The following is a 25,142-nucleotide window of genomic DNA, read 5'->3' on the forward strand; positions in this document are numbered from 1 at the left end:
TTCTCGGTTCGCTAGTAGACCAACTCCTCTTTTAGCTCATCAAGTGTCATTTCATTATCAGGCTTAGTCGTACGTTGAGGGTGCTGTTTCATTGAGGGTCTTCCTTTCTGGCGCATTTTTAGCCCTTTGATACCGAGCTCATTAAATCTTTTGAGCCAGACAGAGAGTATCCCAGGGGATGAGAGGTTTAATACTGCGCTAGTGTGCGTGAGAGACCATTCATTCGTCCACATTAAATTCAATGCTTTTCGCTTTGTCTGAGCAGTAGCAGCATGCTTAGTTGATAAAAATGAGTTAGCACCATGGATGGCAAAGACTTGAGCCCAATACCGTATCTGTCTTGAAGGGATTGAATATTGTTTTGCTAAGTAGCGAGATGACGTGCCATCTAAATATTGCTTAGCAATGATACATTTTAGCTCTCGGCTATATTTGGACATAAAAAGACCCCCAATAATTGGTGTCCAACTATTGGGGGTCAGTTCATTACGCAGGCTTTTTATATTGGTATTAGGCGAGAACATTTAACGCGACTCTAGTGGGTAAGATCGGTGGCTTCAAATGTTCTGAGAACGCAGTGTATTTAGGTCGATATTAATGGTAGTCATAAAAATCACCTAGTGCATGCAATGCTTAGTGCTTCAGCCTTGAGATTAAAACTTCTTATTATGGGAAATAATCGATCATAAATTTAAATAAAAGAACACAATATTAACATTAAAGTAACAATTTGGTTACACTGCACGTTTTGATTTTCTTTTCGTTGCGCTTGGTTGCATATGGAGTTTAGCTTGAACCCGCATGTCTACGTGTAACAACGAATAAGGATTATTAATGATGAGAACATTGACTATTGCCGCTTTGTTGTGGGCAATGACGTTCCAAGCACTAGCTACTTCTGTCTACTACATTAACCGCACGGATGAACCTGTCCGTATTAACTTTATCGCGGATGCCACGGCCCCAGTTGAAAACGGCAACCAATATCGCTTGACCTCAGAGCAAATTATCATACCCGCTTACCAACGAGTTAAGGTAGCTGACTTTAATCGTTATTACGGGATAGTCAACGGTGCAACTTATGATTATTTTATGCATGTTGAACGTGCAAACGGTTATGGAGGATGGATAGAGGAAACCGGTACTCCGGTAGCGCAATTGCGTTTAGTCGGTCATGGGGCAGGTACCACGCTTTCCTACGGGTATAAAAGGTTCGTTTTAAAAACAGATTATAATCCCTACGTGACCAATCTTAACCGCGGTGACGGTAGTCATACTGAGTTCGGAGTAAAAGCGGTTTATACCTCTGGCTTTGATGACGTTGAGTTTGTGATTGCTGACCATGATATTGCCGACATTGAGTACCGAGATCATGTGCTGACGGTCGCTACTTATAACCTATGGATGATTCCTTCTGTCTCTTCGGACATTGATGCTCGTGCTGCTCTGATGGAACACAGTTTGTCCGGCTATGATGTTTTGGTCTTACAGGAAGCGTTTTCGAGCGCGAGAGATCCAATGTTTGACGCTTTAGAGCTGGAATACCCTTACCAAACCGACGTCGTCGGTGGTGATAGCGCTGCACTTTATGATGGTGGTGTTGTTACGTTAAGTCGCTACCCAATTTTAGAGACGGATGCTTTGGTGTTTGATCACTGCTCTGGGACAGATTGTTATGCTGATAAAGGAATTGTTTACACTAAAATCGATAAAAATGGTCAGATATACCATATTTTCAATACACACCTAGCTTCGTTTAATACAAGTGCCGCAAAAAGATTACGTCGCTTGCAGCTTGGGTTATTACGGACTTTTATGTTGACTAAACAAATACCAGCCGACGAGGCAGTCATTTATGCAGGTGACTTTAACATCGATAAAAATAGCGATTTTATGGAGTACTTGCTTATGTTGGCTACGCTTGAGGTTGATCCGCCAACTTACCTTGGATATCGAGAAGCAACATTTGACCCGAGTATAAACTCATACGCGTCTGCTAAATACTCTGGTGGCTCCCAATCTGAGTACCTCGATTATGTACTCGTTAGTTCAGAGCACCGCAGAGCCTTTGAAAATACGAATACCGTTAAGTTGAGACAGCGGGTGAGCGAAGAGACGTGGGGTGAGTGGCATTTGTCAGATCACTTCAGTGTGGAGGGCCAATTCGTCTTTGATGAACGTGAATAAGTCGTTTTTTTAATCTATCCGGGTCTACAGGCTGTTTGTAGGCCCGGAATATTCGATATCAAGAATAAGCTGGTGAAAGAGCTTTACGTTTGTAGTTTAGCAACATGCTCAAACTGATCACCGCGGTGAGCGATTCTGCAAAGACAATGCTTGCCCAAATGCCGTCTTGCGGGAAGAGCTTAGGCAGTAGTAATACACCTAGCGCAACAAACACAAACCCTCGACATAAGGAAATAAGCGTCGCTTGTTTTGGCTTGGCAATGGCTTGGAACAGGTTGGCAATCACCATGTTTAACCCCATCAAAGGTACGCCGAAGAAGTAAAACGTCAGCGCGCTTGCGGCGATTGGGATTAAGTCATTCGCATTACCTAAGTAAATTGAGGCAATCAGTGGCGCCAACAGCCAGATACCTAACAGAAAGACCGTACCGCTGCCCATGGCTGCTTTCACCCCCAGTTTTAGAGTCTCGTCAATGAGTTCTGGGCGTCCTGCTCCGTGATTAAAGCTAAGGATTGGCTGACATGCTTGTGCGATGCCTACCATGACAAATAGGGCAAATATACCAACGTTTGTGGTCAAACCGTAGGCGATAATGTAGCCCTCACCGAACTGGTTTAGTAGGACATAATTGAACAAAATAATGGTCATTGCTGATGTGAGTTCAAGAAAGAAAGTCGGTGTACCTATACTTAAAATTTCTTTCGCTTTACTTAATCCGATGCCTTTTAAATTAAGCCTCAACGTGCCTTTCTCTCCGGCGAGATGAGTGATCAAAATTAATGCAATTAGTGTTTGTGCGACTGCCGTTCCATAGGCTGCCCCTGCCATTCCCATGTCCATTTTCATGATGAACAAATAATCGCATGCTAGGTTAGCTATCGCACCAAAAGACATGGCATAAGTGGCCAGTTTAGGGTTTGTATCGTTGCGCACAAAGCAGGATAGAACCCAAGCGAGTGAATAGATGACGAAAAACGGTAGCATCGCAGACAGATAATCGTGAGCATGTTTCGCTATAGAGCCTGTGGCTCCAATTAAGGCAATAATTTCATCTAGCCAGACTATGCCAACTCCAACCGTTATGCTCGAAAGCAGCGCTATGAGCAAGATTGATTGACTAAACCAGATTTGACTGGCTCTGGATTTTCCTTTGCCAACTTCTATCGACATTTTGGCGGCGCCACCAATCCCAACCATCATTGCAATGGCGGTAAAAATGGAGAATGGCGCAACAATTAATGCCATTGCACCAACTCCCTCGGAGCCGATGCCCATCCCGACGATGAGTGTATCGCCCATTATGAACAAGGATTTTATTAACATGCCAGTTAGCGCTGGCCATAGATACTGATAAAAGGATTTTGAAATAGGGTCAGTGTTTAAGTTGATAGCCATGGAATAGAAAAATACCCGAATGTGATGAATTTATTTTCGGGTATTATTGGTACATTCAAACGTGGATAAAAGGGATTATCCACCCTTTATATTGTACTATCTAAACATCGGTGACGAAATTCTGCAGGTGTTTCTCTCTTTTGCTTTCGATAGAAGCGGCTGAAATAAGCAGGGTCATCAAAGCCCAATTCAAAGGCGATGGTCTTGACGGATTTGGTCGAAAACACCAGCTCTCGATTCGCTTCTAATATAATTCGGTCATGAATCAGTTGCGTGACCGTCTTGCCTCTGTCCGCCTTCACTAATTCGTTGAGACGTTTGCTGGTGAGAGCTAAGGCATCGGAGTAGAACTGGCATTTCTTTTTTTCGCGATAATGCAGTTCAATCAATTCGATCAATTGAACAATGCGAGCATCTTTCTGCTTCCCTTTTTGGGATGGCTTTTTAGAAAAGCGCAATACGTAACGTAAAAAACTGTTAAGGAGTGATTCTACAAGCTCCCAGTCGCACGCCTTTCGTTCGCATTCTTCTAGGAGCAGTGTGTAAATTGATTCTAGGTAGGGAAAACCCTCTTCGTTGCAATCAAGGTACGGTGGACGATCAATCGTAGAAAATACGGTATTCACCAGTTGCGTGCTACGTGGATTAGTTTCAGCGAAGCCGGGGCTGAATATCAACATGCGAACGCTTTTACCCATGAACTCAGAATGGTGAACCTGCCCCGGTGAAATGGTAAATAAACGGCCGCGGCGGTTTTGGTATTCGATGAAATCGATGCTTTGCGTTCCGCTATTATCCAAACACCACACGATTTCCCAGTACTCGTGACGATGCGGCTCGATGAACTGTGCTTCTTGGATACCTGAAAATTCCAGCGCTCGGCAAGGTTCTCCTAAAATGAGCGGTATTTTTGGAATAGGCAGGGTGGTATTGCTCATGAAGTTTTCAACCGTTCTTGGAGATGATGGCTTTATTATTAATCGAATGACTTTTATCTTGCACGGCTTTTATTTTGATCAAGAGTCGGTAAGTCCCATATAACCAATACCAGAATGAGAACCCTCAATACATACTGGGTCTTCCTAATTAGGCTTAGAAGGCGACATTTTCGCGTTCTGGTTGAGACCAGATACGGTGAGCTTAAACTGTTTAATCGGAATCGAAACTTACCACTCGGTTGGATACTTTCCGCCATTTCACACCTTGCCTCATGCGTTATTCGCGCTTTATCCGAGTACTGGCGTTACTATAAAAAGAATGTTTATCAATATTCAACGCTTTGGGATGAAAGAACGTTTTATAGCTGTGCAAATAGCGTTGTAGGAATTGCTCAGCGTCGAGTCGCAAAGGTGCTAGTAACAGTAGCCAACGAAAAGATTTTGTGGGCTAGTTGCTGGTGTCCTGATTCCTAGCCTTACCAGTACAGCCTGTTTGTTGAAAAACATGCAAAGTAACCTCCTCATTTTTCGCGTAGTTCATTATCAAATTTGAGCATAAAGTTGTTAATGCGAGTGTCAGAATTAGCATAGCCTCTTTGTAGGTAAATGCGTCCTCAGTCAATAGAACTTACCACCCTACGCAACACTATGGTTGTTGCATTATAAATAGTGATTGGATTCAAAAATCATACAGTCCTTTAAAATATTTTAATATGAAACAGTGTGAATATAGTTTGTTTGACTAATGTTAGTTGGCTAACAAAGGAGTAATGACTGGAATTGCGAAGACCAATTTGGTTTTCGGAGACAAGCGGAGCGTGAAGGAGCAAATAGTAATGGCTTACATGCTTTTATAGGTTGTGCCTGAATATTAGTGCCTTTTACTAAAAAGATGCGCATTCAATACCGTCTATCTACTTACCTTTTTGTTACGCAGTTCATGTAAACAAACTCCACCTAATGATAAGGACTAAAAAGTGAAAATTATCCACACACTTCGGTATGCTCAAACTAAGAGGAAATATAAAAAACTACTTAAAGACCCCATCTCTGGACAAAGTAATGTATTTAAGAAACTGATAAAGTCGGGGCGGAAGACCCAATTCGGCAAGCAAAATAATTTTTCTAGTATTTGCACCGTTAGAGATTTTCAATCACTTGTTCCCATTCAGACTAACGAAACGATCGCCCCTTACATGCGAAGAGTTGTTCTTGGAGAAGAGAGTGTGCTTTGGCCGGGCAAGCCTCGTTACTTTGCTTGTACGTCAGGTACCACGGGAGAAATTAAATATGTTCCTGTGACAAAAGAAAGTCAGGCAAATCAATTGTTAGGCTCAATGCAATTGGCACATTTATACCCTTTAATAAGCCAGCAAAAATCACTAGTTCATGCTAATTGTATTGCTCTAACGGGGTCATGTAAAACAGTCTCGATGAATGGTTTTCCTATTGGTAGACTATCAGGGCTGACTCGAAAGCTATTGCCTAAAAGGCTGTTTAAAGGAGTTGTACCGGTTGAAGAAACTTTAGACATTCCTGAGCATGAAGAGATGATGCTACAAATTGCGCGAGAAGCCATTAATGCCAAGGATATTCGTTCTATGGTCGGCTTTCCTTCCTGGGTAGTTGTAATGTTACAAGCTTGCCAAAAAGTTTCTGGCTCTGAGTGCTTACATCATATCTTCCCAAATCTTGATACCTTCTATTCTTCGGGGACTCGATATCAACCTTACTTACCCGCAATAGAAAAAATGCTAGGCCATAAAATCAATGTTCGAGAGTTTTATTGCTCCTCGGAGGCCTTTTTTGCTGTGCAAGATTTAAAAGAAGACGGTATGTTGCTCGACACTCATAACGGCGTTTTTTTTGAATTCATTCCGTTGAGCGAATTTCATACAGCGACGCCCACATGTCTCTCTTTACAAGAGGTTGAGAGAGATCAAGCCTACGTGATGTTGATTTCGACGTTTTCGGGCTTATACCGTTATTGTGTAGGCGATATCGTAAGATTTGTTTCCATCGACCCTTACCGTATCGTGGTATGTGGTAGGACACAGCATGAGTTAAATATTATGGGTGAACATATCCGTAGCGAACATGTTGAGTTGGTAATGAGTCAAGTCGCGGAAAAGTTAAATATTAGTGTGCATGAGTTTACGGTCGCTCCTAGCCCGATTTGCAATGATACCAAGTTATTTTACCATCATTGGTTTATTGAAATACCTGATAATGAACAGGTTAATTTATCGATTTTAGCTGAAGAGCTTGATAAAGCATTAATGTCACAATGTGCGTTCTATCAAGCATTCCGAAGTAAGGGAGAACTCAGCATACCTATAGTAACAAGGCTAAGAGAACGCTCATTTTGCGACTACCTAACTGAAAATAAAAAACAAGTTGATAATCAACAAAAGGTACCTAGAGTGTCCAATAACCGTGAAATTGCGAACTTTCTACTCGGTCAAATGGATTCAATTTCTCAAGTCACAACCCTTGAAGAAATATATGAGGCTGGGTGAGAAGTTTTATATGACTGAGTAAGTGCTACTTTGCGTAGTTAGAGAGTGTGTTCATCCTCACTCCAGTTAAACATATAGACTAATAGACAAGGCCCCAGAAACACACGCTTTGTTTCTGGGGCAGTTTGAATATGGCTTTGGTTTTAGTTGTTTAGCTACTTAGTTAGTGCTTGCCGTTTTAAGCGTTGAACGCAGCTTGAAGGTGCTCTTCGGTGCTTTAGTTAGCAAGATGCCACAAAGCAGAGGGATCATCATAAGCAGAGACTGTTCTGAAAGCACCTCACCGTTGATGTAGCAAGAGATCAGTAGCGCAACCACTGGGAAGATAAGGAAACAAATGGATGCTTGGAACGGTGTCGAAACCTGACCTAGTTTGAAGTAAGCCACAATACCGCCGACACTCGCTACAAAACCTAGGTACACGACCGCTGAGATAGAATCCCAAGTGAAAGATTCTATGTTTACGTTCTCACCAACAGCCGATACAGCAAATAAGAACATCGCAGCAATAAAGCTTGGTACAGCGTTGTAAGTCAGTACTTCGATGCCTTTACAGTGTTTTTGAACTAACACGTACATTACCGCGTGAATTGCAACCGCAAGACCCAGGCAAACCGTACCGATAAAGTAGTCATCACCGCCCATTTGCATTTCGTTGCCAAGAATTAAACACAGGCTGATAACCGCGGTAACTAGGCCGAATATTTGATGTTTCGCTAAGCGTAGACCAAGGAATAAACCCGACATCAGCATCACAGCAACAGGCATATTAGCGAAGATAATCGAAGCCAAACCAGAAGAGATGTATTGCTCACCATAGATCATCAAAGTGAACGGAATCGCGAAATACATCAGTGCCACAATAAGTAGCCATTGACGCTTGCCCTTAGGGAACAGTAAAGGTTGATTGAAGGCTTTTGCTAATACTGCAAGCAGAGGGGCTGCAAGTAAAAAGCGCAGTCCAGTAGCAAAAATTGGTGGGATAGAATGCAATGCCACTTCCATAGCGAACCAAGTGGTTCCCCAAATTAAGCAAACAGAGACAAAAAGCAAGATAGTTAGCGACTTCGAATTCATGGTGACTACTCATTAATAATTATTTTAAATCATAGGCTTGTAGCGCCTTAATGACGTGGCACAGTATAAGGAGGTCGTCGGAGAAAAAGTTTGTCTTTTTGTCTCTAATTGAAATGAAATGTAGAAATTAAATCTCTAATATAACCAATGAGAAGTAAATATTTTTATCAATTGATATTTTAATAAAGTCATTGTTCTTTGTGAGGTTTAATTTTAGTTTAAGAATTGACCAATTTAGCGGCGCATAGTGATTTGGTTAAAATCAATCCAACCGTTCGCCAACTGCTCCACAGGGTTCACGGTTTTGGCATAATTGAGCTGCTGTTTAACGTGGAAAATTGGTCGATAGATTCCGAATGTGATCAATTGCGCTTCTATGTCTAGGAAGACAGGTTGTCGTTGTTGGTAATCGGTGATTTTCCAAAGCCGTTCAAGGCTTTCATCTCGCCACTGTTTTTGCTCATCAGTGAGGCAAACTTCTAATGCGATAGAACTTTGTAGCCACCCCATCCAACTGTTATCGAGGTTATCTGAAAACACTTCGCCGCTAATTAATATGTCAGCATCTTTTAGGTTATCTGGCTGACAAAATTCAGGGAACTCGAGCACTTGATATTCGCAGATAAAACCAAGTTCATTTAACCGATCACAATAGTGGCGAGCCATTTTTATGTGGTCAAACAGCTGATAGGTTAGGATCTTTAACGGTTGTTTAGGCTTGCTAAGCTGGTCAGCGAATTGTCGGGCCATTTGGAGTGGGCTTTGGTTATTCGCCGTTTCTATCTTTGGCTGTGTTGATTGATTGGACGTCGATAGCATCCCCTCGGCGTAGCCGACGGTGTCCAGAGATATGTCTTTTGCGATCCCTAGCAAACGTAGTAATTCACTCAGTGATTTAAGGTGTTGTGGGTTTGATAGCCAAGTGTGTCGATGTGGGTTTATCACAGCGTACTCGCACCCCTTTTCCCACTGTTCTATCTCGGCAAGCTCGTTTGAGATGGATGAGTGTTGGTAATGTGGGTGTGAGTGAACAATATCGCAGTGCATTTCATAGTCTTTGGCTTTATCACCAACATTCCAAATTTCTATACCGTCTACCCAAGGTCGGTGCCCATGGTAGGAGCTGAAAACCTCGAGTCTGGTTAGCCATTCGGACTGTTCCACCAATTTAAAGCTGCCGCTACCAATGATTTTCCCTCCCACTTCTTTGGCAACACCCGCAGCGGAGCACGATAGCAGTGATGGAAGGTAGCCTGTGTTGGCATTGATATCGAAACAGAGGTGGAGCGGATCGATAACAGTAATAGCGGAGATGCATTTAAATTGCTGACTATTGTGATGACTGCTGCCTATCAGACGTTGAAAGTGTGCTTTGACGTCTTGCGCTAGAATCGGTGAACCGTCATGAAAGACTAAGCCTTTGCGTAACGTGAAGTGCCAACGGTGCTCTGTTTGGTACCAATCAATGGCAAGATCACCATCAAACGACTGAGTTGACTTGTTGAAACGTAGTAAGTTACTAAAAAGGTAGCTAGTGATGTGAGCTTCAGTGCGTCGTGTGACTTTTATCGGGTCCAGACTGTGTGTCCCTCGATAAAAAGGGATTTGCAGAATATCTAGTTCAGTCGGCAAGCTTTGATAGCGGCTGATATAACCCAGTAGAAACTGATCCCGTTGTGATTCATCAACCAGCTCCAATGCTTGGTCAACTTTATTATCAGAGAGCAACTCATCTATTCGTACCTCAAGCTCACTGTCCAGGCTTTTTAATAGCGTGAGTGTGGGTAGGTTGCCTCTGCCAACTCCTGACTTCCAGTCAACCCAACCTTCGCTGACTAGCTTTTTGATCACCAATTGAGCGTTACGTTTGGTACAACCTAGCGCATTCGTTACTTCAGTTAAAGAGAGTGAAGTCGGTTGGTTAACGAGTACCCGAGAACGTAAAAATGCTAGAGCCTTCCAGTAATACATAAAGGTGAAATCCTTGTTTAATCTTTCTATTTTTCTTCATCTTTTAATCTCGATAATAGAGTTATTCGATTGTTTTTAAAAGGAATGAGAAATGGAAAGTGTAAAAGGTGCAGGGGCATCACCCTCTATTTGGAAAAGCTCAAGCTTTATTGTTTTGTTCTCAACAGCGTTCTTTGTTGCCTTTGGTACCAAGATTTATGACCTTGCTCTGCCCTTGTTGGTTTACGAGTTGACAGAGTCTTCAGAGATGATGGGTTGGATGAGAGCCGTCGAGTTTTTACCCAACCTACTATTAGCTCTGTTCATCGGTGTTTGGGTTGACAGGTTTAATAAAAAGCAGTGGTCACAATGCATGTTGATCGGGCAAGCAGCAGTATTGGTCGTCTCTTATATTGCAGTGAGATGGTTGCCGAACCCTTTGTACGCACTGTTTCCGTGCGCATTCCTGATGATGGCGTTTAACTATGGTTACCACAATGCGCGTATTGGGATGATGAAAAATGTTTTACCTCAGCACATGCAAAATACCGCCACCGCGAGAATGAGTTCTTTGTACAGTTTGTTAGAAACTGTTGGCCCAGTTTTGTCTGGGGGGCTGCTTTTATTGTCTGCGTTACATAACGTGTTTTTGCTTATTGCGGGGATGTATGTGCTAGCGTTTTGGCAGCTCAATAAGCTGGAATTCAAGCCATCAGCCCCCGTCGCTCAACAGTCGGTGCTGAGTGCGCTTAAAGAGGGTTGGTTGATCTTATATGCGAACAAAAACATGTGGCACATCACCTTGGTCGTAATGGTGATCAATACTACGGGTGCAATTTTCTGGATTCAAGCCATCTATTTTGCCAAAGCTGAATTAGCGCTCAGTCATATCGAGGTGGGTTACTTGATCGCGGCGTCTGGTGTCGGTGGACTATTAGGTTCTTTTACCGCTGATAAGGTTAGAAAGCGCATCGGGCTTGGCGTGCTGCTTATTTTATCTATTGTTTTAGAGGCGTTTGGATTCTTGTTCCCTGCATTGCTGAGTCAAAGCTATTTACTGCAAGGTATGACTTCAGCGCACATGGTTTTTATTGAAAAAGGCGTATTGATGATGTCGTTCTTGTGGGTGAGTGCGATTGGCGTATACAGCAGTATTTGTATTTGGAGCTATCGTCAAGAAGCATTCGAGGAAAAGCACCTTGGTCGTGTTGCTGGAATTACAGGGTCTTTGTTTAAACTCTTGATGCCATTTGGTCTGGCTGCTTCTGGATACTTGGTGACAATGTTTGGTTTGCCGGTACTCTTTGTCAGCTGTTTTGTGGCTCAAGTGTTGGCTGCCCTTGGGTTGATGATGACCAAGGTTCGATATATTGATTAGATTTAGGATTTGGCTTAAGTTTTGTAACGACCATTAATAAATAACGCGCCAATTTAAGGCGCGTTTTTATAGTTTAGTTTGCAGCTTTTACTGCGTAACGGGTTTGACTGTCTTGGACTGTCGGATTGCAAGAATCAGCTGTGGTAGCAGTGACATAATGATCATGCCTGTCATGAGTGAGTATTGTACCGCAGTGAAGGATTCGCCCATTAACACCATACCTGTCACGATGCCCGCTACTGGGTTGGCGATACCACCAAAGGTAAAATCAACCACAGTCATACGTTGTAGTAGCCATACATACATACCGTAACCCAGTGCTGTGTTTAGCCCAATTACCCAAACCAAGCCCATTGCGTTACGAGTATCGAAATGAGTCACAGCATTCACATAAGGTTGCGGATCGATGAAGGCATGAACGCCAGACGCGACAGACAAGATTGCACCGCCCAGAATCAGCTGCCATGTCAGCACCTTCCACCAGTGCATGCGATTACCCAGTGATTTGGTAATGCTGCTGCCAATAACGATACACATGATCGCGGCAAACATGGCACCTAAACCGATAGGGTTCAATGCGATTTGGCTTGGGTTGAATAGAATCCACGCCAAGGTGACCAGTCCAATACCTGACAAGGCTTGAATCAAATGTGGGCGCTGCTTTTTCACTACCCAGTGGAAGATCATTGCGAACACAGGCACAGAGATCATACCCACACCCGAAATCGCTGAAGGCAGTGTCAGTGCCATCACGAAGATCAAACCAAAGAAGGTCGCGATGTTGATCAGGCCTAGAGTGAAAATGATTTGCCACTCGCCTTTTTTCGGCAGTGTCGGTTTTACCGCTAGCAATAACAAACCAGCAGGTAATGCACGCAAAGCACCTAGTAATAGTGGTGGCCACTCCTGTAGCGTAAATTGCGTCACTGCATAAGTTGTTCCCCAGAAGAATGCGGGAATCATTGCTAATAATATGTTCATCTAAAATATCTTTACGTTAAGATAACTGTTGTGTGAACTGTATACTGAGAACTAGTGGTTGTAAAGTATCTTTATGTTAAACTAGTTTAAAGTAATCAGACTAATAACGGAGCTAGATTGCAAATGGATGCTATCGACCGCGTTGTAGAGCAATGGGCAAAGGAAAAGCCCGAATTAGAAACTGAGCCTATGGCAATGATGGGCCGGATTATGCGTATTGCCAAGTATATGGAGACGCAAGTTGCCGACCTTCATAAAAAATACGACATGAAATTGGGCGAGTTTGATGTATTGGCGACCTTGCGACGTTCTGGAAAGCCATACCGACTAACGCCTTCTGAGCTTATTGGGTCAATGATGCTGACATCAGGTGCGATGACTAATCGTCTTGATAAACTGGAAGCTAAAGGGTTAATCAGCCGCGAGCACAGTAAAGAAGATCGACGCAGCGTCAGCGTGAAATTGACCAAAGATGGTTTAGTTCTTATTGATGAGATGATGACTGAGCATGTCGAAATGCAGAAAAAACTGGTTAAGTCTTTATCGGCTAGCCAGAAGAAAAACACTAACCAACTCTTAAAAACTTGGTTGAGTGCCTACGAGTAGGTTCGCTTATCTCTTTTTAGATTCATTAAAAAACCGAAGCATAAGGCTTCGGTTTTCTTTTTTTAAGTTGTCTCTATTTCTGCATTAAGCTTGCAGCATCTCGTCGCTAAACAGTTCTGCGCAGCCAATTCCGTTGATGGCGCAGCTTTCATCTATGTCTGATATGTCGCCGCTGACACCAATAGCACCGATTACCGTTTTATCCTTGTCTCGAATCAGTAAGCCCCCTGGTACTGGCACCATGTTTCCATGTGCGAGTACATTCACGGCGGAGATAAATGCTGGCCTGTTGTCAGCATCTTGGGCGAGTTTTCTTGAGGAACACCCTAGTGCGAGTGCGCCCCAGGCTTTAGCAATGGCGATATCAGGTCGCATCATGCTGGAGCCATCTTGACGTTGCAGAGAAATCAGTTTGCCACCGCTGTCTAACACAGCAACAGTGAGGGGCTCTGTGTGAATCTTTTTGCCTGCTTTAAAGGTGCCATCTATGATGGTTAACGCTTGTTGTAGAGTCAAACTTCCCATGTTATCTCCTAATTTTCAGGGGCTTGGCTATTTCAAACAGAGCATTAATCAGTGCACTGTTTGAATCGCCGCAAGACGCCTAGCTGGATTCTTGCAAAAGCCCATAGCTGGGTAAAGTTAGGAAGGCAGCGAACTCTTCGGCGGTAGAAAGTTGATAGAAAAGATCAGCCGTCTCTTCAAATCGACCTGCTGCATAGCGCGAGTCACCGACTTCGTGTTTTATTGTGTCTAACTCTTGGTAAAGCCAAGAGTGGAACAGTTGTTTGGTAAAGGTTTGGCCGTCATCGAGCGTGACGCCATGATGGATCCATTGCCAAATGTTGGCTCTTGAGATCTCCGCGGTGGCGGCATCTTCCATTAGTCCGTAGATAGGTACACAGCCGTAGCCTTGGATCCAAGCCTCGATGTAATACAACGCAATACGGATATTCTTGCGTACGCCGGCCTCGTCGCGGCTGCCTTCACATGGTTTAAGTAAGGTGTCGGCATTGATCGTGTGCTCAGGGCTTTGGAAATTCATTTGATTCACCTTGCCATCAAGGTGCTTGTCGAAGATCGACATCGCTAAAGCAACTAAGGCAGGGTGCGCGACCCATGTGCCATCGTGGCCGTTTTGCGATTCTCTTTGTTTGTCTTCAATAACCTTGGCGGTAACACGCTCCATCTCTTGTGGATCTTTTGCTGGAATGAAGGCTGACATGCCCCCCATCGCCAGTGCTCCACGAGCGTGACAAGTACGAACCAGCAGTTGGCTGTATGCGTTAAGGAATTCTTGATCCATTCCGATCCCGTGACGGTCTGGCAAGATACGATCTTTATGATTTTTCAGTGTTTTAATGTAGCTGAAGATGTAATCCCAACGGCCGCAGTTCATCGCAACGATGTGATCGCGCATGGCGTACAAGATCTCTTCCATTTGGAAAACGGCTGGCAGCGTTTCAATCAATACGGTCGCACGGATGGTGCCTTTTGCGACGTTGAAATAGTTCTCAGTGAAACTGAAAATGTCGTCCCACCATTGTGCTTCTTCCATGCTCTCAAGCTTTGGAATGTAGTAGTAAACGCCCAACCCTTGCTGCGCTCGTGATTGATAGTTGTGGAAAAAGTACAACGCAAAGTCCATCAGACAACCCGCAATAGGTTGATTGTTGAATTGAATCGATTGTTCAGGTAGATGGATTCCACGAGGGCGAGCGATTAACAACGCAGGGTCGCTGTTTAGCTGGTAGTTCTTTTGTTTCTTCTCATCGAAATAGCTGATGGTGCCTAAGTTGGCATCTCTTAAGTTAATTTGCCCTTCGACCATGTTGGCCCAAGTTGGGGAAGACGCATCCTCAAAACAGCACATGAAGACTTTCGCACCTGAGTTTAATGCGTTGATCACCATCTTTCTCTCGATAGGGCCTGTGATCTCTACGCGACGATCCAGTAGCTCTGGTGGCGGTGTTGCGACTTTCCACTCTTTATTCTGACGAATAGAGATAGTGTCCTTTCTAAAATTAGGTAGCTCACCATCATCATATTGCGCTTGTTTTGTGTCGCGATCATTTAGCAGGGCATGACGGCGATCTCCAAACTTGTTAACGATAGCTTCTAAGAACTTCAATGCATCTTTAGACAAGATCTCTTTGTACTCGGGGTTGTCCATATTCCCAAGTACCTGCATACACAGTGTTTCTTCTCTTTCTTTCACGTCATTCATCATTGCTTGTCTCCTTTACACAATACGATGTCATTTTGTATACAAAATGTTCTTTTTAACGGTATTTATATTGTAGAAATTGTAAACAAGCAAATGGTATTTAACATTTATTTATCATTTGATCTTTTTGTAATTTATTTTTACGTAAAGATATTTTATGTAAAGCAATGAATTGTAAGGTTTTCAGTCTTGTTTGCTGTTCAATAGGATAGGTTGATGTAACAAAATTGTTTCAAATTGGGCTTGATAAATGCTGAGGATGATTCATAGTACACAAAAGTTAATTTAATTGTATACAATCTGAGCTGGAGGTTCGAATGGCAATTATGAAAGCGATTGAAGCAGCGGTTGAAGTGCTTAAACGTGAAGGAGTAGACATCGCATTTGGTGTTCCCGGCGCAGCAATAAACCCAATGTACGCAGCAATGAAAAAACTCGGAGGGATCGATCACGTCTTAGCTCGACATGTAGAGGGTGCCTCACACATGGCTGAAGGTTACACACGTACGAATCAAGATAATATTGGTGTGTGTATTGGTACTTCAGGTCCAGCAGGGACGGATATGATCACAGGCCTTTATTCGGCATCGGCTGACTCGATCCCTATCCTATGTATTACTGGTCAGGCTCCACGTGCTCGCCTTCATAAAGAAGATTTTCAAGCGGTCGACATCGAATCCATTGCCAAGCCTGTCACTAAGTGGGCAACTACGGTACTGGAGCCAGCTCAAGTGCCACGCGCTTTTCAAAAAGCCTTTCACTTGATGCGTTCAGGACGTCCTGGCCCTGTGCTGATTGACCTACCTCTAGATGTACAGTTAGCCGAAATTGAGTTCGATATTGATACCTACGAGCCGCTTGAACCATACAAACCCAAAGCGACTCGCGAACAGGTTGAGAAAGCACTCACCATGATGGCACAAGCTGAAAAACCTCTGATTGTCTCAGGTGGTGGTGTTATCAACGCAGGCGCATCTGAGCTGCTGCAGCAGTTTGCTGAGATCACAGGTGTACCAGTAATTCCAACCTTGATGGGGTGGGGCTCTATCCCAGATGATCATGAGCTAATGGCGGGTATGGTGGGTCTACAAACCTCTCACCGTTACGGTAATGAAACCATGCTGAACTCTGACTTTGTATTTGGCGTGGGTAACCGTTGGGCCAACCGTCACACCGGCTCTGTCGATGTTTACACCGAAGGTCGTAAGTTTGTTCATGTCGATATTGAACCAACCCAAATTGGCCGCGTGTTCTGCCCTGATTTAGGCATTGTTTCAGATGCAAAATCGGCACTTGAGCTCATGGTTGAAGTCGCTAAAGAGTGGCGCGATGCAGGTAAATTACCAAATCGAAGTGGTTGGGTAGGTGAGTGTCAGGAGCGCAAATCGACCATGCTACGCAAAACTAATTTCGATGAAGCACCGATGAAACCGATGCGCGTTTATGAAGAGATGAACAAAGCATTTGGTCGTGATACTTGCTACGTCAGCACTATCGGCTTGTCGCAGATTGCCGCAGCGCAGTTCCTTCATGTGTACAAGCCTCGACATTGGATCAACTGTGGTCAGGCTGGCCCGCTTGGTTGGACAACACCTGCGGCATTGGGTGTGCGAGCTGCGGACCCGGATCGCGATATCGTCGCTATCTCCGGTGACTACGACTTCCAATTCATGATTGAAGAGCTAGCAGTAGGTGCCCAATTCAACCTGCCATATATCCATGTACTGGTGAATAACTCCTACTTAGGCTTGATTCGCCAAGCGCAGCGTCAGTTTGATATCGATTACTGTGTGCAACTGGCATTTGATAACCAGAATGCGCCAGAGCTTGAAGGCTACGGTGTTGACCATGTTGCTGTTGTTGAAGGCCTTGGTTGTAAGGCGATTCGTGTTCGCGAACCAGACCAAATTGCAGCAGCGTTTGAGCAAGCCAAAGAGCTCATGAACAAGCACAAAGTGCCTGTGGTTGTTGAGCTGATTTTGGAGCGCGTGACCAATATCTCTATGGGCGTAGAGATCAACGCCATCAATGAATTTGAACCGCTTGCGGAAAGCAGTAGCGATGCACCAACCGCGCTAGCGTACAAGTAATCACGAAGTAATGTGTGTCCGTAGAGCGAGATTGAGCTCTACGGAAAGCCTCCAATAGAGCGAGGCTTCACCAAACCACGTTAGCTTCACCAAACAAAGAGTAAGGACAGAATCATGGCAAAATTTGCAGCAAACTTGTCAATGTTATTCACGGAAGTTGATTTTATGGACCGTTTTGAAGCCGCCGCAGAAGCAGGTTTTCAAGGCGTCGAATACCTTTTCCCATATGCCTTTGATGCGGACGAGATTAAACAAAAGCTTGATGCTAATAATCTAGAGCAAGTGCTATTTAACTTGCCTGCTGGGGATTGGGATGCAGGCGATCGTGGTATTGCGGTTGACCCAGCACGCGTTGAAGAGTTTCAAGCGGGCGTGCCTAAAGCGATAGCTTATGCCAAGAAACTGGGCTGTAAACAGATGAACTGTTTGGCGGGCATTGTCCCACAGGGAGTGACTCCGCAAGACGCTCAGGCAACCTTTGTGATTAACCTTCACTATGCCGCAAATGCTCTGGCTGCCGAAGGCATTAGCTTAGTGATTGAAGCGATTAACACGCGCGATATTCCTGGCTTTTTCCTGAACACCACAGAGCAAGCGAAAGCCATCATTAAAGAGGTGGCGAGCGATAATCTTTCTATCCAATACGATATCTATCACATGCAGATTATGGAAGGCGATCTTACGCCGACTATGCAGCAGAACATCGGTCAAATCGCTCACGTGCAGTTGGCTGATAACCCTGGTCGACACGAGCCGGGAACCGGAGAAATCAATTATCCATTCGTACTTAGCTACCTTGATGAGCTTGGCTATCAAGGTTGGGTTGGCTGCGAATACAAACCGAAAACGACAACGACCGAAGGCCTTGGTTGGCTGAACCAGTACCGTTAATTGCGCCTGGTAACCCTCAAACGTTAAGGAGAACAACATGTCTAAAATTGCATTTATCGGAACTGGCATCATGGGTAAACCTATGGCGAGTAACCTTCAAAAAGCGGGTCACGACTTGATTCTGTCGGATCATTTCAACGCAGCACCTGCTGAGTTGGTTGCAGCAGGCGCAACGGTTTGTCATTCCCCAGCCGAAGCCGCAGAACAGGCAGATGTCATTATTCTTATGGTGCCGAACACCCCTCAAGTAGAAGAGGTGCTGTTTGGTGATAACGGTGTCGAGCAAGGTCTTACTGCTGGTGGGGCAACGGGCAAGCTAGTCATCGATATGAGTTCTATCTCACCTATCGCGACTAAAGCCATTGCAGCACGCATCAACGAAGGTGGTGCATCATATCTTGATGCTCCGGTTTCAGGTGGCGAAGTAGGCGCGATTAATGCGGCACTTACTATTATGGTGGGTGGTGAGCAGGACGCTTTTGATAAAGCTCGACCTCTATTTGAAGTGATGGGCAAAAACATCACGCTGGTGGGTGATAACGGTGCTGGCCAAACGTGTAAGGTTGCCAACCAGATCATCGTAGCACTGAACATTGAAGCGGTCTCTGAAGCGCTAGTGTTTGCATCAAAAGCCGGTGCTGATCCAGCGCGAGTTCGCCAGGCGCTGCTGGGTGGCTTTGCTAACTCAAAGATCCTTGAGGTGCACGGTGAACGCATGGTGGAAGGCACATTTGACCCTGGCTTTAGAATTTCACTTCACCAGAAAGATCTGAACCTTGCGCTAACGGGGGCACAAGAGCTAGGCGTTGCGCTGCCAAACACAGCTATCGCGCAAGAGCTATTTGGCGAATGTGCTGAAATGGGCGGTGAAGGTTGGGATCACTCTGCGCTGATTCAAGCGATAGAGAAGCGTTCTGATCACTCAATTCGCTAATCTTTAACGAGTCATCCGTCTCAATAATTGGTTGTGTCGTTTCTGCTGAAACGAAAACCAATGAATCCGGGCTAGCTTCGATAAGTTAGCCCCCAGTTTCAAACAGTTTGTTTATAAATCGCGTAGTTTCGTCTCCTTTTATACGCGTTCCCGATACGAGGCAAAGGTTGAAGTTGTTCCTTTCCAACTTAATCTTAGCAGGCACCCTTTCGCCTTGTATTGGGGTTCTTTTTTCCTCCGTCAACTAAGGAGTGGCTGATGGACATTGATGCTAAGCAGTTTCTGCAAACCCTTTTCTCGAGTGCTGTAAACCAGGCACTACCCCAAAATCACATCGAACCTTTTCTCCCTCAAGACATATTTTATCGCTCGGCAAATCAAGCTGGGCGAACTGTCGTTATCGGGGCAGGGAAAGCGGCAGCATCGATGGCCGCTGAATTGGAAGCCGTATGGCAAGCCAAGAAACAGCAAGACCTTGCGCTACGTGACTTAGAAGGTTTGGTTGTGACTCGTTATGAACACCTCGCGCCATGTGAATACATTGAGGTGATTGAAGCGGCGCACCCAGTTCCGGATGCGATGGGGCTTGAAGTCAGTCACCGAATGTTGGAGTTGGTGAGCAACCTAAGTGAAGACGACACCGTGATATGTCTTTTGTCGGGAGGTGGTTCCGCATTACTGAGTCTGCCTGGTGGCGATATTAGCTTGGCAGAGAAGCAACAAATCAACAAAGCGCTGCTTAAATCTGGTGCAGCCATTGATGAGATGAACTGTGTTCGTAAGCATCTATCTTCGATAAAGGGCGGCCGACTTGCCAAAGCAGCGTATCCAGCAAGAGTGGTGTCATTGGCGATTTCAGATGTACCGGGTGATGACATCAGTGTGATTGCCTCTGGACCAACCGTACCAGACACCACCACGCGTTTTGATGCACTCGCCATATTGGAACGCTACCAAATAGAAATACCAGGCTCGGCATTTGAATGGCTGAATAACCCAGAATCTGAAACCATCAAGCCAGATGACATTTGTTGGAACAACGCTGAGCACCATATTATCGCGACTCCAATGTCTGCCCTTGAATCAGCGGCGGCAGAGGCTGAAGGTTTGGGTATTCCTGCGTATGTGTTGAGTGATTGTATCGAGGGTGAGGCGAGAGAAGTGGCAAAGGTGCATGCAGCATTAGCTAAACAAGTCGCTAATAATATGCACCCTTTCGAGACTCCTTGTGTATTGCTTTCAGGTGGTGAAACAACAGTAACGGTTAAAGGATACGGTCGTGGTGGACGCAATTGTGAGTTCCTTTTAAGTTTGTACAACGAACTGAAAGGGCAGGACAACATATTCGCATTGGCCGCTGATATGGATGGTATTGACGGTGTGGAAGACAATGCCGGAGCATGGATAACGCCAGAAACCTGGCAAGAAGGTACTCGCTTATCACTTAAAGCCGATGATTATCTAGAGGCGAATAATAGTTATGACTTTTTCAAGCAAACAGGCGTCCTGTTGACGACAGGGCCTACGCTGACTAACGTCAATGACTTCCGTGCAATATTGATTCTCTAGCAACCGGATAAAAGGGTCGCTCCACTGTGCATGTGGGCGGCCATTTTTTGTTATCAATGCGGTGACCTTGAGTTCTTGAATTATCTTCTGGACTAATGAAGCATGTTGATTACTATGGTTTAAGTAATGAGCTGTAAAGGAAGTCATATGTCTAGGATCAGACAAAAGAATCAAGATTTAATCATCGAAGTGGCGTGTGAACAATTCGCTACTCATGGTTATGCCGCAACTAAAATGGCGGATATCGCGAAGGCGGCCGACATTCCCAAACCCAACGTATTCTATTACTTCAGCTCGAAAGACAAGCTCTACAATGCCGTTCTAGAAACCGTCACGCAGCCGTTACTTGAAGCCTCTCGTCCTATTGAAGAGCTGAGTGATCCCGTAGAAGCCCTATCTCAATACATTCAAACTAAGTTAATCATCTCACGTGACCACCCACACGCTTCTAAAGTGTTTGCTAATGAAGTGATGTCAGGCGCTAAAGTGCTTCCGAAAGAGATCGGTGATGAGTTGTATAAGCAGTCACAGATGATCCTTGATAAGTTCTCGACTTGGTCGGCAAAAGGGCTGATGGACGACGTGCCTGCACATCACATGATGTTTACCATTTGGGCGGCGACTCAAACCTATGCTGACTTTGGCTGGCAGATTTGCAGCGTTATGCAGAAAGATAAGCTCGATGATAAAGACTACGAAGAAGCCGCTGAGTTTATCACCCAGTTAGTGATTAAAGGTTGCGGTGTTAAAAGCTGAAACATTTGATTTCTCGCAGGAGCTGGTACATAGCTAAATTTGAGGTTTGGTCAGCCCAGGGGCTAACCACTATCTTTGAGTGTTAAGGTATTGTTTCGACGTCGCGAGTACAGTAAGGATACTACTATACTCGCATCAATCGTAACGCATAGGTTTAGGCTTGGTTAATAACATTCTTAATTATACCAACAGCCTTTACAGTGGCACTGACTGCAACAGCAGTAACCCCTACATCAGATGCGGTTGATTCTACCGAAGTTAAATCAATCGACCCTGCAATTTGTTCAATATTTTCTGTAGCAGCTGCTAGTACTTCATAAGGCAAAAATGGCAACGTTAGTAGTATTAATAGATGTTTAATTTTCATGGTATCCGTCCTTTTCTGTTAGCGGTGATGTTTTGTTTTCTTCCACCATTTCGCGAATTGGCATTGCACACGTAATCCCTTTTTCATTTACCCCCTTCACTAGTTTTATATAAAAATCCTGCTCAACCACTCTTATTTTTTCCCAACGGTCTCGATATATTATTTGTTCACTCTGGCTCCATTCTTTAACACACATCCAAAATGAAACAGGGAAGCATGCTTCTCCAAATCCTTCGAAGCGCACGCCACAGTCGTTATATAGCTCAGGGTGTTCGGCACATATTTTTTTCATCATGTCTATGACTTCATTAATTTCATTATGCTTGGTTTTATGATGCAGTCGAATACTCCCCGATAGTAAGTAAAAGCCTCTTTTGTCTATATTTCTGACAGGACTATCCATAAATATTTTATTAGGGAATGTTAAGTGTTCCCCGCCAAACTCTTCTAAAACTGTACATCTAAGTCCGATATGATGTACGGCTCCTGTATTTCCATTAATACAAATCCAATCTCCTGTTCTGAATGGTTTTTGAACCAGTAACATTATTCCAGCGATAATGTTTGCCACTGCGTCCTGTGCAGCAAATGCGATTGCCATACCTCCGATCCCCAAACCAGCGAGGAGAGCGAATGGATCATGACCTGCAGTGCTTATTGCTATCATTATTCCGTTTAATGATGTCAAAACAACCGCGATCAGACATATAAAATCGACAAGAGAGCTGTCAAAGTTGTAAGGATTTTGAGTGAGTTTTCTGTGAAAAAATGTAGAAAATAAAACTCGTAACATCCTAACGAGTAAAAAAGTGAGGCTGAGTACAAGCAAAACATTCAAAGTGAGCTTAATCTGAGGGTAAATATCTGATATTAAGTCTTTGCTGCTATCAATCAGCATAGTAAAGGCTGTTAAAACAATCAGTAGGATTACTGGGATACGCAGACACTTGTATGTTTCCGAAGTGTAGACATAACGGAGAATTCGCCATAGTCTCAAGAAACGAGCGAGGCGAAGAATGGCCATGTCACCCAACCATCCAATACCACCACTTAAGAAAGGTTCAATGAGAACCGGGATACTCAGTATTACTATTAAAAAGTCTAATTTATTCCAATTATCAGAAAAGTAACCCTTAGTACCCAAATCTGTCCATTTGACACCAAGTTCCACTGCAAAATAGAGCACGCAAACGAAGTCTACCCAAAGAATCCAATAGCCTATAGTTTTTGGTAATGTTGGTGTTGTTTCAAGTGCGACCATCACAACAGCATTGATGAAGATAACAGATAACACGATCGCTTCATGGGTCATAAATTTTAATGCGCTTTTTATTATCATATTCCTATCTCATTTTCATTTTGACTCTCAAATTTGAATTTATTGAACCAACGCTATAAGACAAGGCAGCATAAAAACAAACCCACATAAAGACCCGACTAAGAAACTTATTACTTCCATAAATTCACCTCCGATGGAATTTTGCAATATTTGAGCCAAAATAAGTTCAGAAAACTAAGTTAATGTTGCATTGCCATTGGTTGCATTGCTTGGGCTGTTGATACCATATTAGGTTTCCCTTTTAGGGGAGAAATTTTTCTATTTAACTGGATGCTAGTTACTTAATCGTGATGGAGAAAAATACTAGTTTTAGGAAGACATCTCGGATCGATTTTTGCTTTATTCGTATATTTAGCCTTGGTGGAAGTGTTATGTCCCAAATCAAATTAGATGTAAAAAAACAACACGATGAAAACATCCAGTTTGATGATTTCTGTCAGAGTTATTTAGGTGGATTTGAAGATAGTATCGGAGGCGATAGCAATGTCTTACTTGCAAACTCTTTAGACAGGTTAGCAATAGCTTTAGAGAAAAACGGGCAAGATATAGAATCGGTTCAATTGGTAAATGAAGCCTTTTTCTTAGGCTTTTTCCTCGTAATCTTCTGCGGCTTGCTTGCGCTACCTATTGTTACGTTTATTCGAGTTCTTAAGGGGTAGTTATGATTACACTTATTTACGGAAGACCTGGAACTGGAAAAACCTATGAAGCCGTGAAGTATCATATTTTACCGAACCTTAAACTTGGTAATAAAGTATTCACTAATGTTCCTATCAATGTATCGAGTGAATATCTTACAGTAAATGAAACTCCTGAAATTTTTGATATTGTTAGATTAATTGATTCTTCAGACGTTGAGTTGACTTTCGTGTTGGATGAATTTCAATTTTTGTTAAAAGAAGATGAAGATGCTTGGTTCCAACTTTTGGCACAACATCGTAAGTTCAGAACGGATTTTTTTATTATCACTCAATCCCCGCTCTCGCTGTCTGAAAAGATGCAAGATTTAATATCATTTTCACATAAAATAACGCATAACCCCTTCTTTCTTAAGAAGTGGAGTTATATAAAGAAAGTTTATGACGGTGTCCCTACGCTAGAACGTGTCGTTGTGCTGTCATCCAAACTGAGATTTTATAGTAGAAAGACGTTTTCGAATTATAATTCTTTTTATCAACGAGATTATGTAAAAACTGGAAACCTTTTTCACTTTGACAACAAAAGCAACATTATGTTTTGGCCTGTATTAGCTGCTATTACGCTCGTATTTTTAATTTATAATTTTTCTACAGAACGAGACTTTAAATTAAAGTCTTATATTAGTCACTCTAAAGCCCATGTAAATTTAGAAGAAAAAAAAGACATACCTGTAACTTCTGACAAAGAATTAAAAACTGAAACTCCTCAAAATATAAGTAACGAAAATGAACAGGAAGTCGGTATAGAAGAGAGCTATAGTGACATGTCGCTAATCAACCTATTGTTTAACTCAAAGATTATTATTGATAGTTGGTATGTTGATAGAGGCGAAAAAGTCACTTACTTTGAAGTTGAACAAAACAAAACTTCCTTTAAGTTAACTTCTAATAATATGATTTTTAAAAAAATAGAAATTATTAACTACGAAGATTGTTTATTGGTATTTCAGTATAAGAATCAGGTCAAAGTCATAACTTGTCCTCCAAGTGAGTAGTTTATAAAAATTAACACACTGTGTTTACGGTTCTTACTATCTAGCTTGAATCATAGTTGAAGAAATCCCTTTCTATATCTAGAATAGGGATTTCCACCGGTTTATGCGTAATAATGCTGGCCCTCAGATAGCTTAAGGGGGGGCTTTTTGTGTTTCATGTTATCCTTCTTCACTATTCCGACTAATTAGGGCGTTGTTGATCAAATCAGCTTGAAGGTCAACGACACCATATGTGACTCACCGT

General features: G+C 43.4%; 20 protein-coding genes and 1 pseudogene. 11 read left to right on the forward strand and 10 right to left on the reverse strand.

Annotated elements, in window-relative coordinates; translation table 11 throughout:
* Window positions 1-14: 14 nt before the first annotated feature.
* A pseudogene (locus JC606_RS20045) lies at window positions 15-440 on the reverse strand (helix-turn-helix domain-containing protein); the annotation flags it as partial.
* 394 nt (window positions 441-834) lie between these two features.
* Here JC606_RS20045 and JC606_RS20050 point away from each other — a divergent pair.
* Window positions 835-2,187, forward strand: coding sequence for a sphingomyelin phosphodiesterase (locus JC606_RS20050; protein WP_443083685.1), 1,353 nt, complete (start codon window positions 835-837; stop codon window positions 2,185-2,187).
* 58 nt (window positions 2,188-2,245) lie between these two features.
* Here the strand turns inward: JC606_RS20050 and JC606_RS20055 are convergent, their stop codons facing one another.
* Both JC606_RS20055 and JC606_RS20060 read right to left on the reverse strand, forming a co-directional pair.
* Window positions 2,246-3,583: an MATE family efflux transporter gene (locus JC606_RS20055; protein WP_137406802.1), complete on the reverse strand. Its 1,338-nt coding sequence runs from the start codon at window positions 3,581-3,583 to the stop codon at window positions 2,246-2,248.
* A gap of 86 nt (window positions 3,584-3,669) precedes the next feature.
* Window positions 3,670-4,521, reverse strand: coding sequence for a helix-turn-helix domain-containing protein (locus tag JC606_RS20060; protein WP_105024102.1), 852 nt, complete (start codon window positions 4,519-4,521; stop codon window positions 3,670-3,672).
* 977 nt (window positions 4,522-5,498) lie between these two features.
* Here JC606_RS20060 and JC606_RS20065 point away from each other — a divergent pair.
* Window positions 5,499-7,040, forward strand: a complete 1,542-nt coding sequence (locus JC606_RS20065; RefSeq protein ID WP_198779281.1) for a GH3 family domain-containing protein — start codon at window positions 5,499-5,501, stop codon at window positions 7,038-7,040.
* Between the two features lie 159 nt (window positions 7,041-7,199).
* On the opposite strand, the gene JC606_RS20070 is transcribed toward JC606_RS20065, so the two are convergent.
* Window positions 7,200-8,117 (reverse strand): DMT family transporter, encoded by a 918-nt coding sequence (locus JC606_RS20070; RefSeq protein ID WP_137406804.1) that lies wholly within the window; start codon window positions 8,115-8,117, stop codon window positions 7,200-7,202.
* 234 nt (window positions 8,118-8,351) lie between these two features.
* A complete protein-coding gene (locus JC606_RS20075) occupies window positions 8,352-10,088 on the reverse strand; it encodes an SgrR family transcriptional regulator (RefSeq protein ID WP_137406805.1) in 1,737 nt (578 codons plus the stop codon).
* A gap of 91 nt (window positions 10,089-10,179) precedes the next feature.
* Here JC606_RS20075 and JC606_RS20080 point away from each other — a divergent pair, with 91 nt between their 5' ends.
* Entirely contained in the window at window positions 10,180-11,445 is a 1,266-nt protein-coding gene (locus JC606_RS20080; protein WP_137406806.1) for an MFS transporter, read from the forward strand.
* A gap of 87 nt (window positions 11,446-11,532) precedes the next feature.
* Here JC606_RS20080 and JC606_RS20085 read toward each other — a convergent pair whose 3' ends face one another.
* A complete protein-coding gene (locus JC606_RS20085) occupies window positions 11,533-12,426 on the reverse strand; it encodes a DMT family transporter (protein WP_004737458.1) in 894 nt (297 codons plus the stop codon).
* Window positions 12,427-12,549: 123 nt separating this feature from the next.
* On the opposite strand from JC606_RS20085, the gene JC606_RS20090 reads away from it, so the two are divergent.
* Complete coding sequence (locus tag JC606_RS20090; RefSeq protein ID WP_004737459.1) at window positions 12,550-13,032, forward strand: MarR family winged helix-turn-helix transcriptional regulator; 483 nt, start codon at window positions 12,550-12,552, stop codon at window positions 13,030-13,032.
* An 84-nt stretch (window positions 13,033-13,116) separates the two neighbouring features.
* On the opposite strand, the gene JC606_RS20095 is transcribed toward JC606_RS20090, so the two are convergent.
* Together JC606_RS20095 and aceB are read right to left on the reverse strand one after the other, a co-directional pair.
* On the reverse strand, window positions 13,117-13,557 hold the full coding sequence (locus tag JC606_RS20095; RefSeq protein ID WP_004737460.1) for a GlcG/HbpS family heme-binding protein: 441 nt from the start codon (window positions 13,555-13,557) through the stop codon (window positions 13,117-13,119).
* A gap of 79 nt (window positions 13,558-13,636) precedes the next feature.
* Complete coding sequence (gene aceB, locus JC606_RS20100; protein ID WP_198779282.1) at window positions 13,637-15,262, reverse strand: malate synthase A; 1,626 nt, start codon at window positions 15,260-15,262, stop codon at window positions 13,637-13,639.
* A gap of 314 nt (window positions 15,263-15,576) precedes the next feature.
* Between aceB and gcl the strand changes: the two genes are divergently transcribed.
* The 5 genes from gcl (at window position 15,577) to JC606_RS20125 (ending at window position 21,499) form a co-directional block, all read left to right on the forward strand.
* Window positions 15,577-17,349 carry a glyoxylate carboligase gene (gene gcl / locus JC606_RS20105; RefSeq protein WP_061032996.1) on the forward strand — a complete coding sequence of 591 codons (1,773 nt, stop codon included), beginning with the start codon at window positions 15,577-15,579 and terminating at the stop codon, window positions 17,347-17,349.
* A 114-nt stretch (window positions 17,350-17,463) separates the two neighbouring features.
* Window positions 17,464-18,240: a hydroxypyruvate isomerase gene (hyi, locus tag JC606_RS20110; RefSeq protein WP_137406809.1), complete on the forward strand. Its 777-nt coding sequence runs from the start codon at window positions 17,464-17,466 to the stop codon at window positions 18,238-18,240.
* A 37-nt stretch (window positions 18,241-18,277) separates the two neighbouring features.
* Window positions 18,278-19,174, forward strand: a complete 897-nt coding sequence (locus tag JC606_RS20115) for a 2-hydroxy-3-oxopropionate reductase (protein WP_008220968.1) — start codon at window positions 18,278-18,280, stop codon at window positions 19,172-19,174.
* 258 nt (window positions 19,175-19,432) lie between these two features.
* Complete coding sequence (locus JC606_RS20120) at window positions 19,433-20,743, forward strand: glycerate kinase type-2 family protein (protein ID WP_198779283.1); 1,311 nt, start codon at window positions 19,433-19,435, stop codon at window positions 20,741-20,743.
* Window positions 20,744-20,890: 147 nt separating this feature from the next.
* A complete protein-coding gene (locus JC606_RS20125) occupies window positions 20,891-21,499 on the forward strand; it encodes a TetR/AcrR family transcriptional regulator (RefSeq protein WP_198779284.1) in 609 nt (202 codons plus the stop codon).
* Window positions 21,500-21,653: 154 nt separating this feature from the next.
* On the opposite strand, the gene JC606_RS20130 is transcribed toward JC606_RS20125, so the two are convergent.
* Window positions 21,654-21,866, reverse strand: a complete 213-nt coding sequence (locus tag JC606_RS20130; RefSeq protein ID WP_198779285.1) for a hypothetical protein — start codon at window positions 21,864-21,866, stop codon at window positions 21,654-21,656.
* Window positions 21,856-23,205, reverse strand: a complete 1,350-nt coding sequence (locus JC606_RS20135) for a mechanosensitive ion channel domain-containing protein (protein ID WP_198779286.1) — start codon at window positions 23,203-23,205, stop codon at window positions 21,856-21,858. Before JC606_RS20135 ends, JC606_RS20130 begins: the two co-directional genes overlap by 11 nt.
* A 371-nt stretch (window positions 23,206-23,576) precedes the next feature.
* Here JC606_RS20135 and JC606_RS20140 point away from each other — a divergent pair, with 371 nt between their 5' ends.
* Both JC606_RS20140 and JC606_RS20145 read left to right on the forward strand, forming a co-directional pair.
* Window positions 23,577-23,864 (forward strand): hypothetical protein, encoded by a 288-nt coding sequence (locus JC606_RS20140; RefSeq protein WP_008220972.1) that lies wholly within the window; start codon window positions 23,577-23,579, stop codon window positions 23,862-23,864.
* A gap of 2 nt (window positions 23,865-23,866) precedes the next feature.
* The gene (locus tag JC606_RS20145) at window positions 23,867-24,898 is read left to right on the forward strand and encodes a zonular occludens toxin domain-containing protein (protein ID WP_198779287.1); all 1,032 of its coding nucleotides are present in this window, start codon (window positions 23,867-23,869) and stop codon (window positions 24,896-24,898) included.
* Window positions 24,899-25,142: the final 244 nt, after the last annotated feature.

Origin of the sequence: Vibrio sp. IB15 (assembly GCF_016406055.1) — a bacterium.
Lineage (GTDB): Bacteria > Pseudomonadota > Gammaproteobacteria > Enterobacterales > Vibrionaceae > Vibrio > Vibrio chagasii.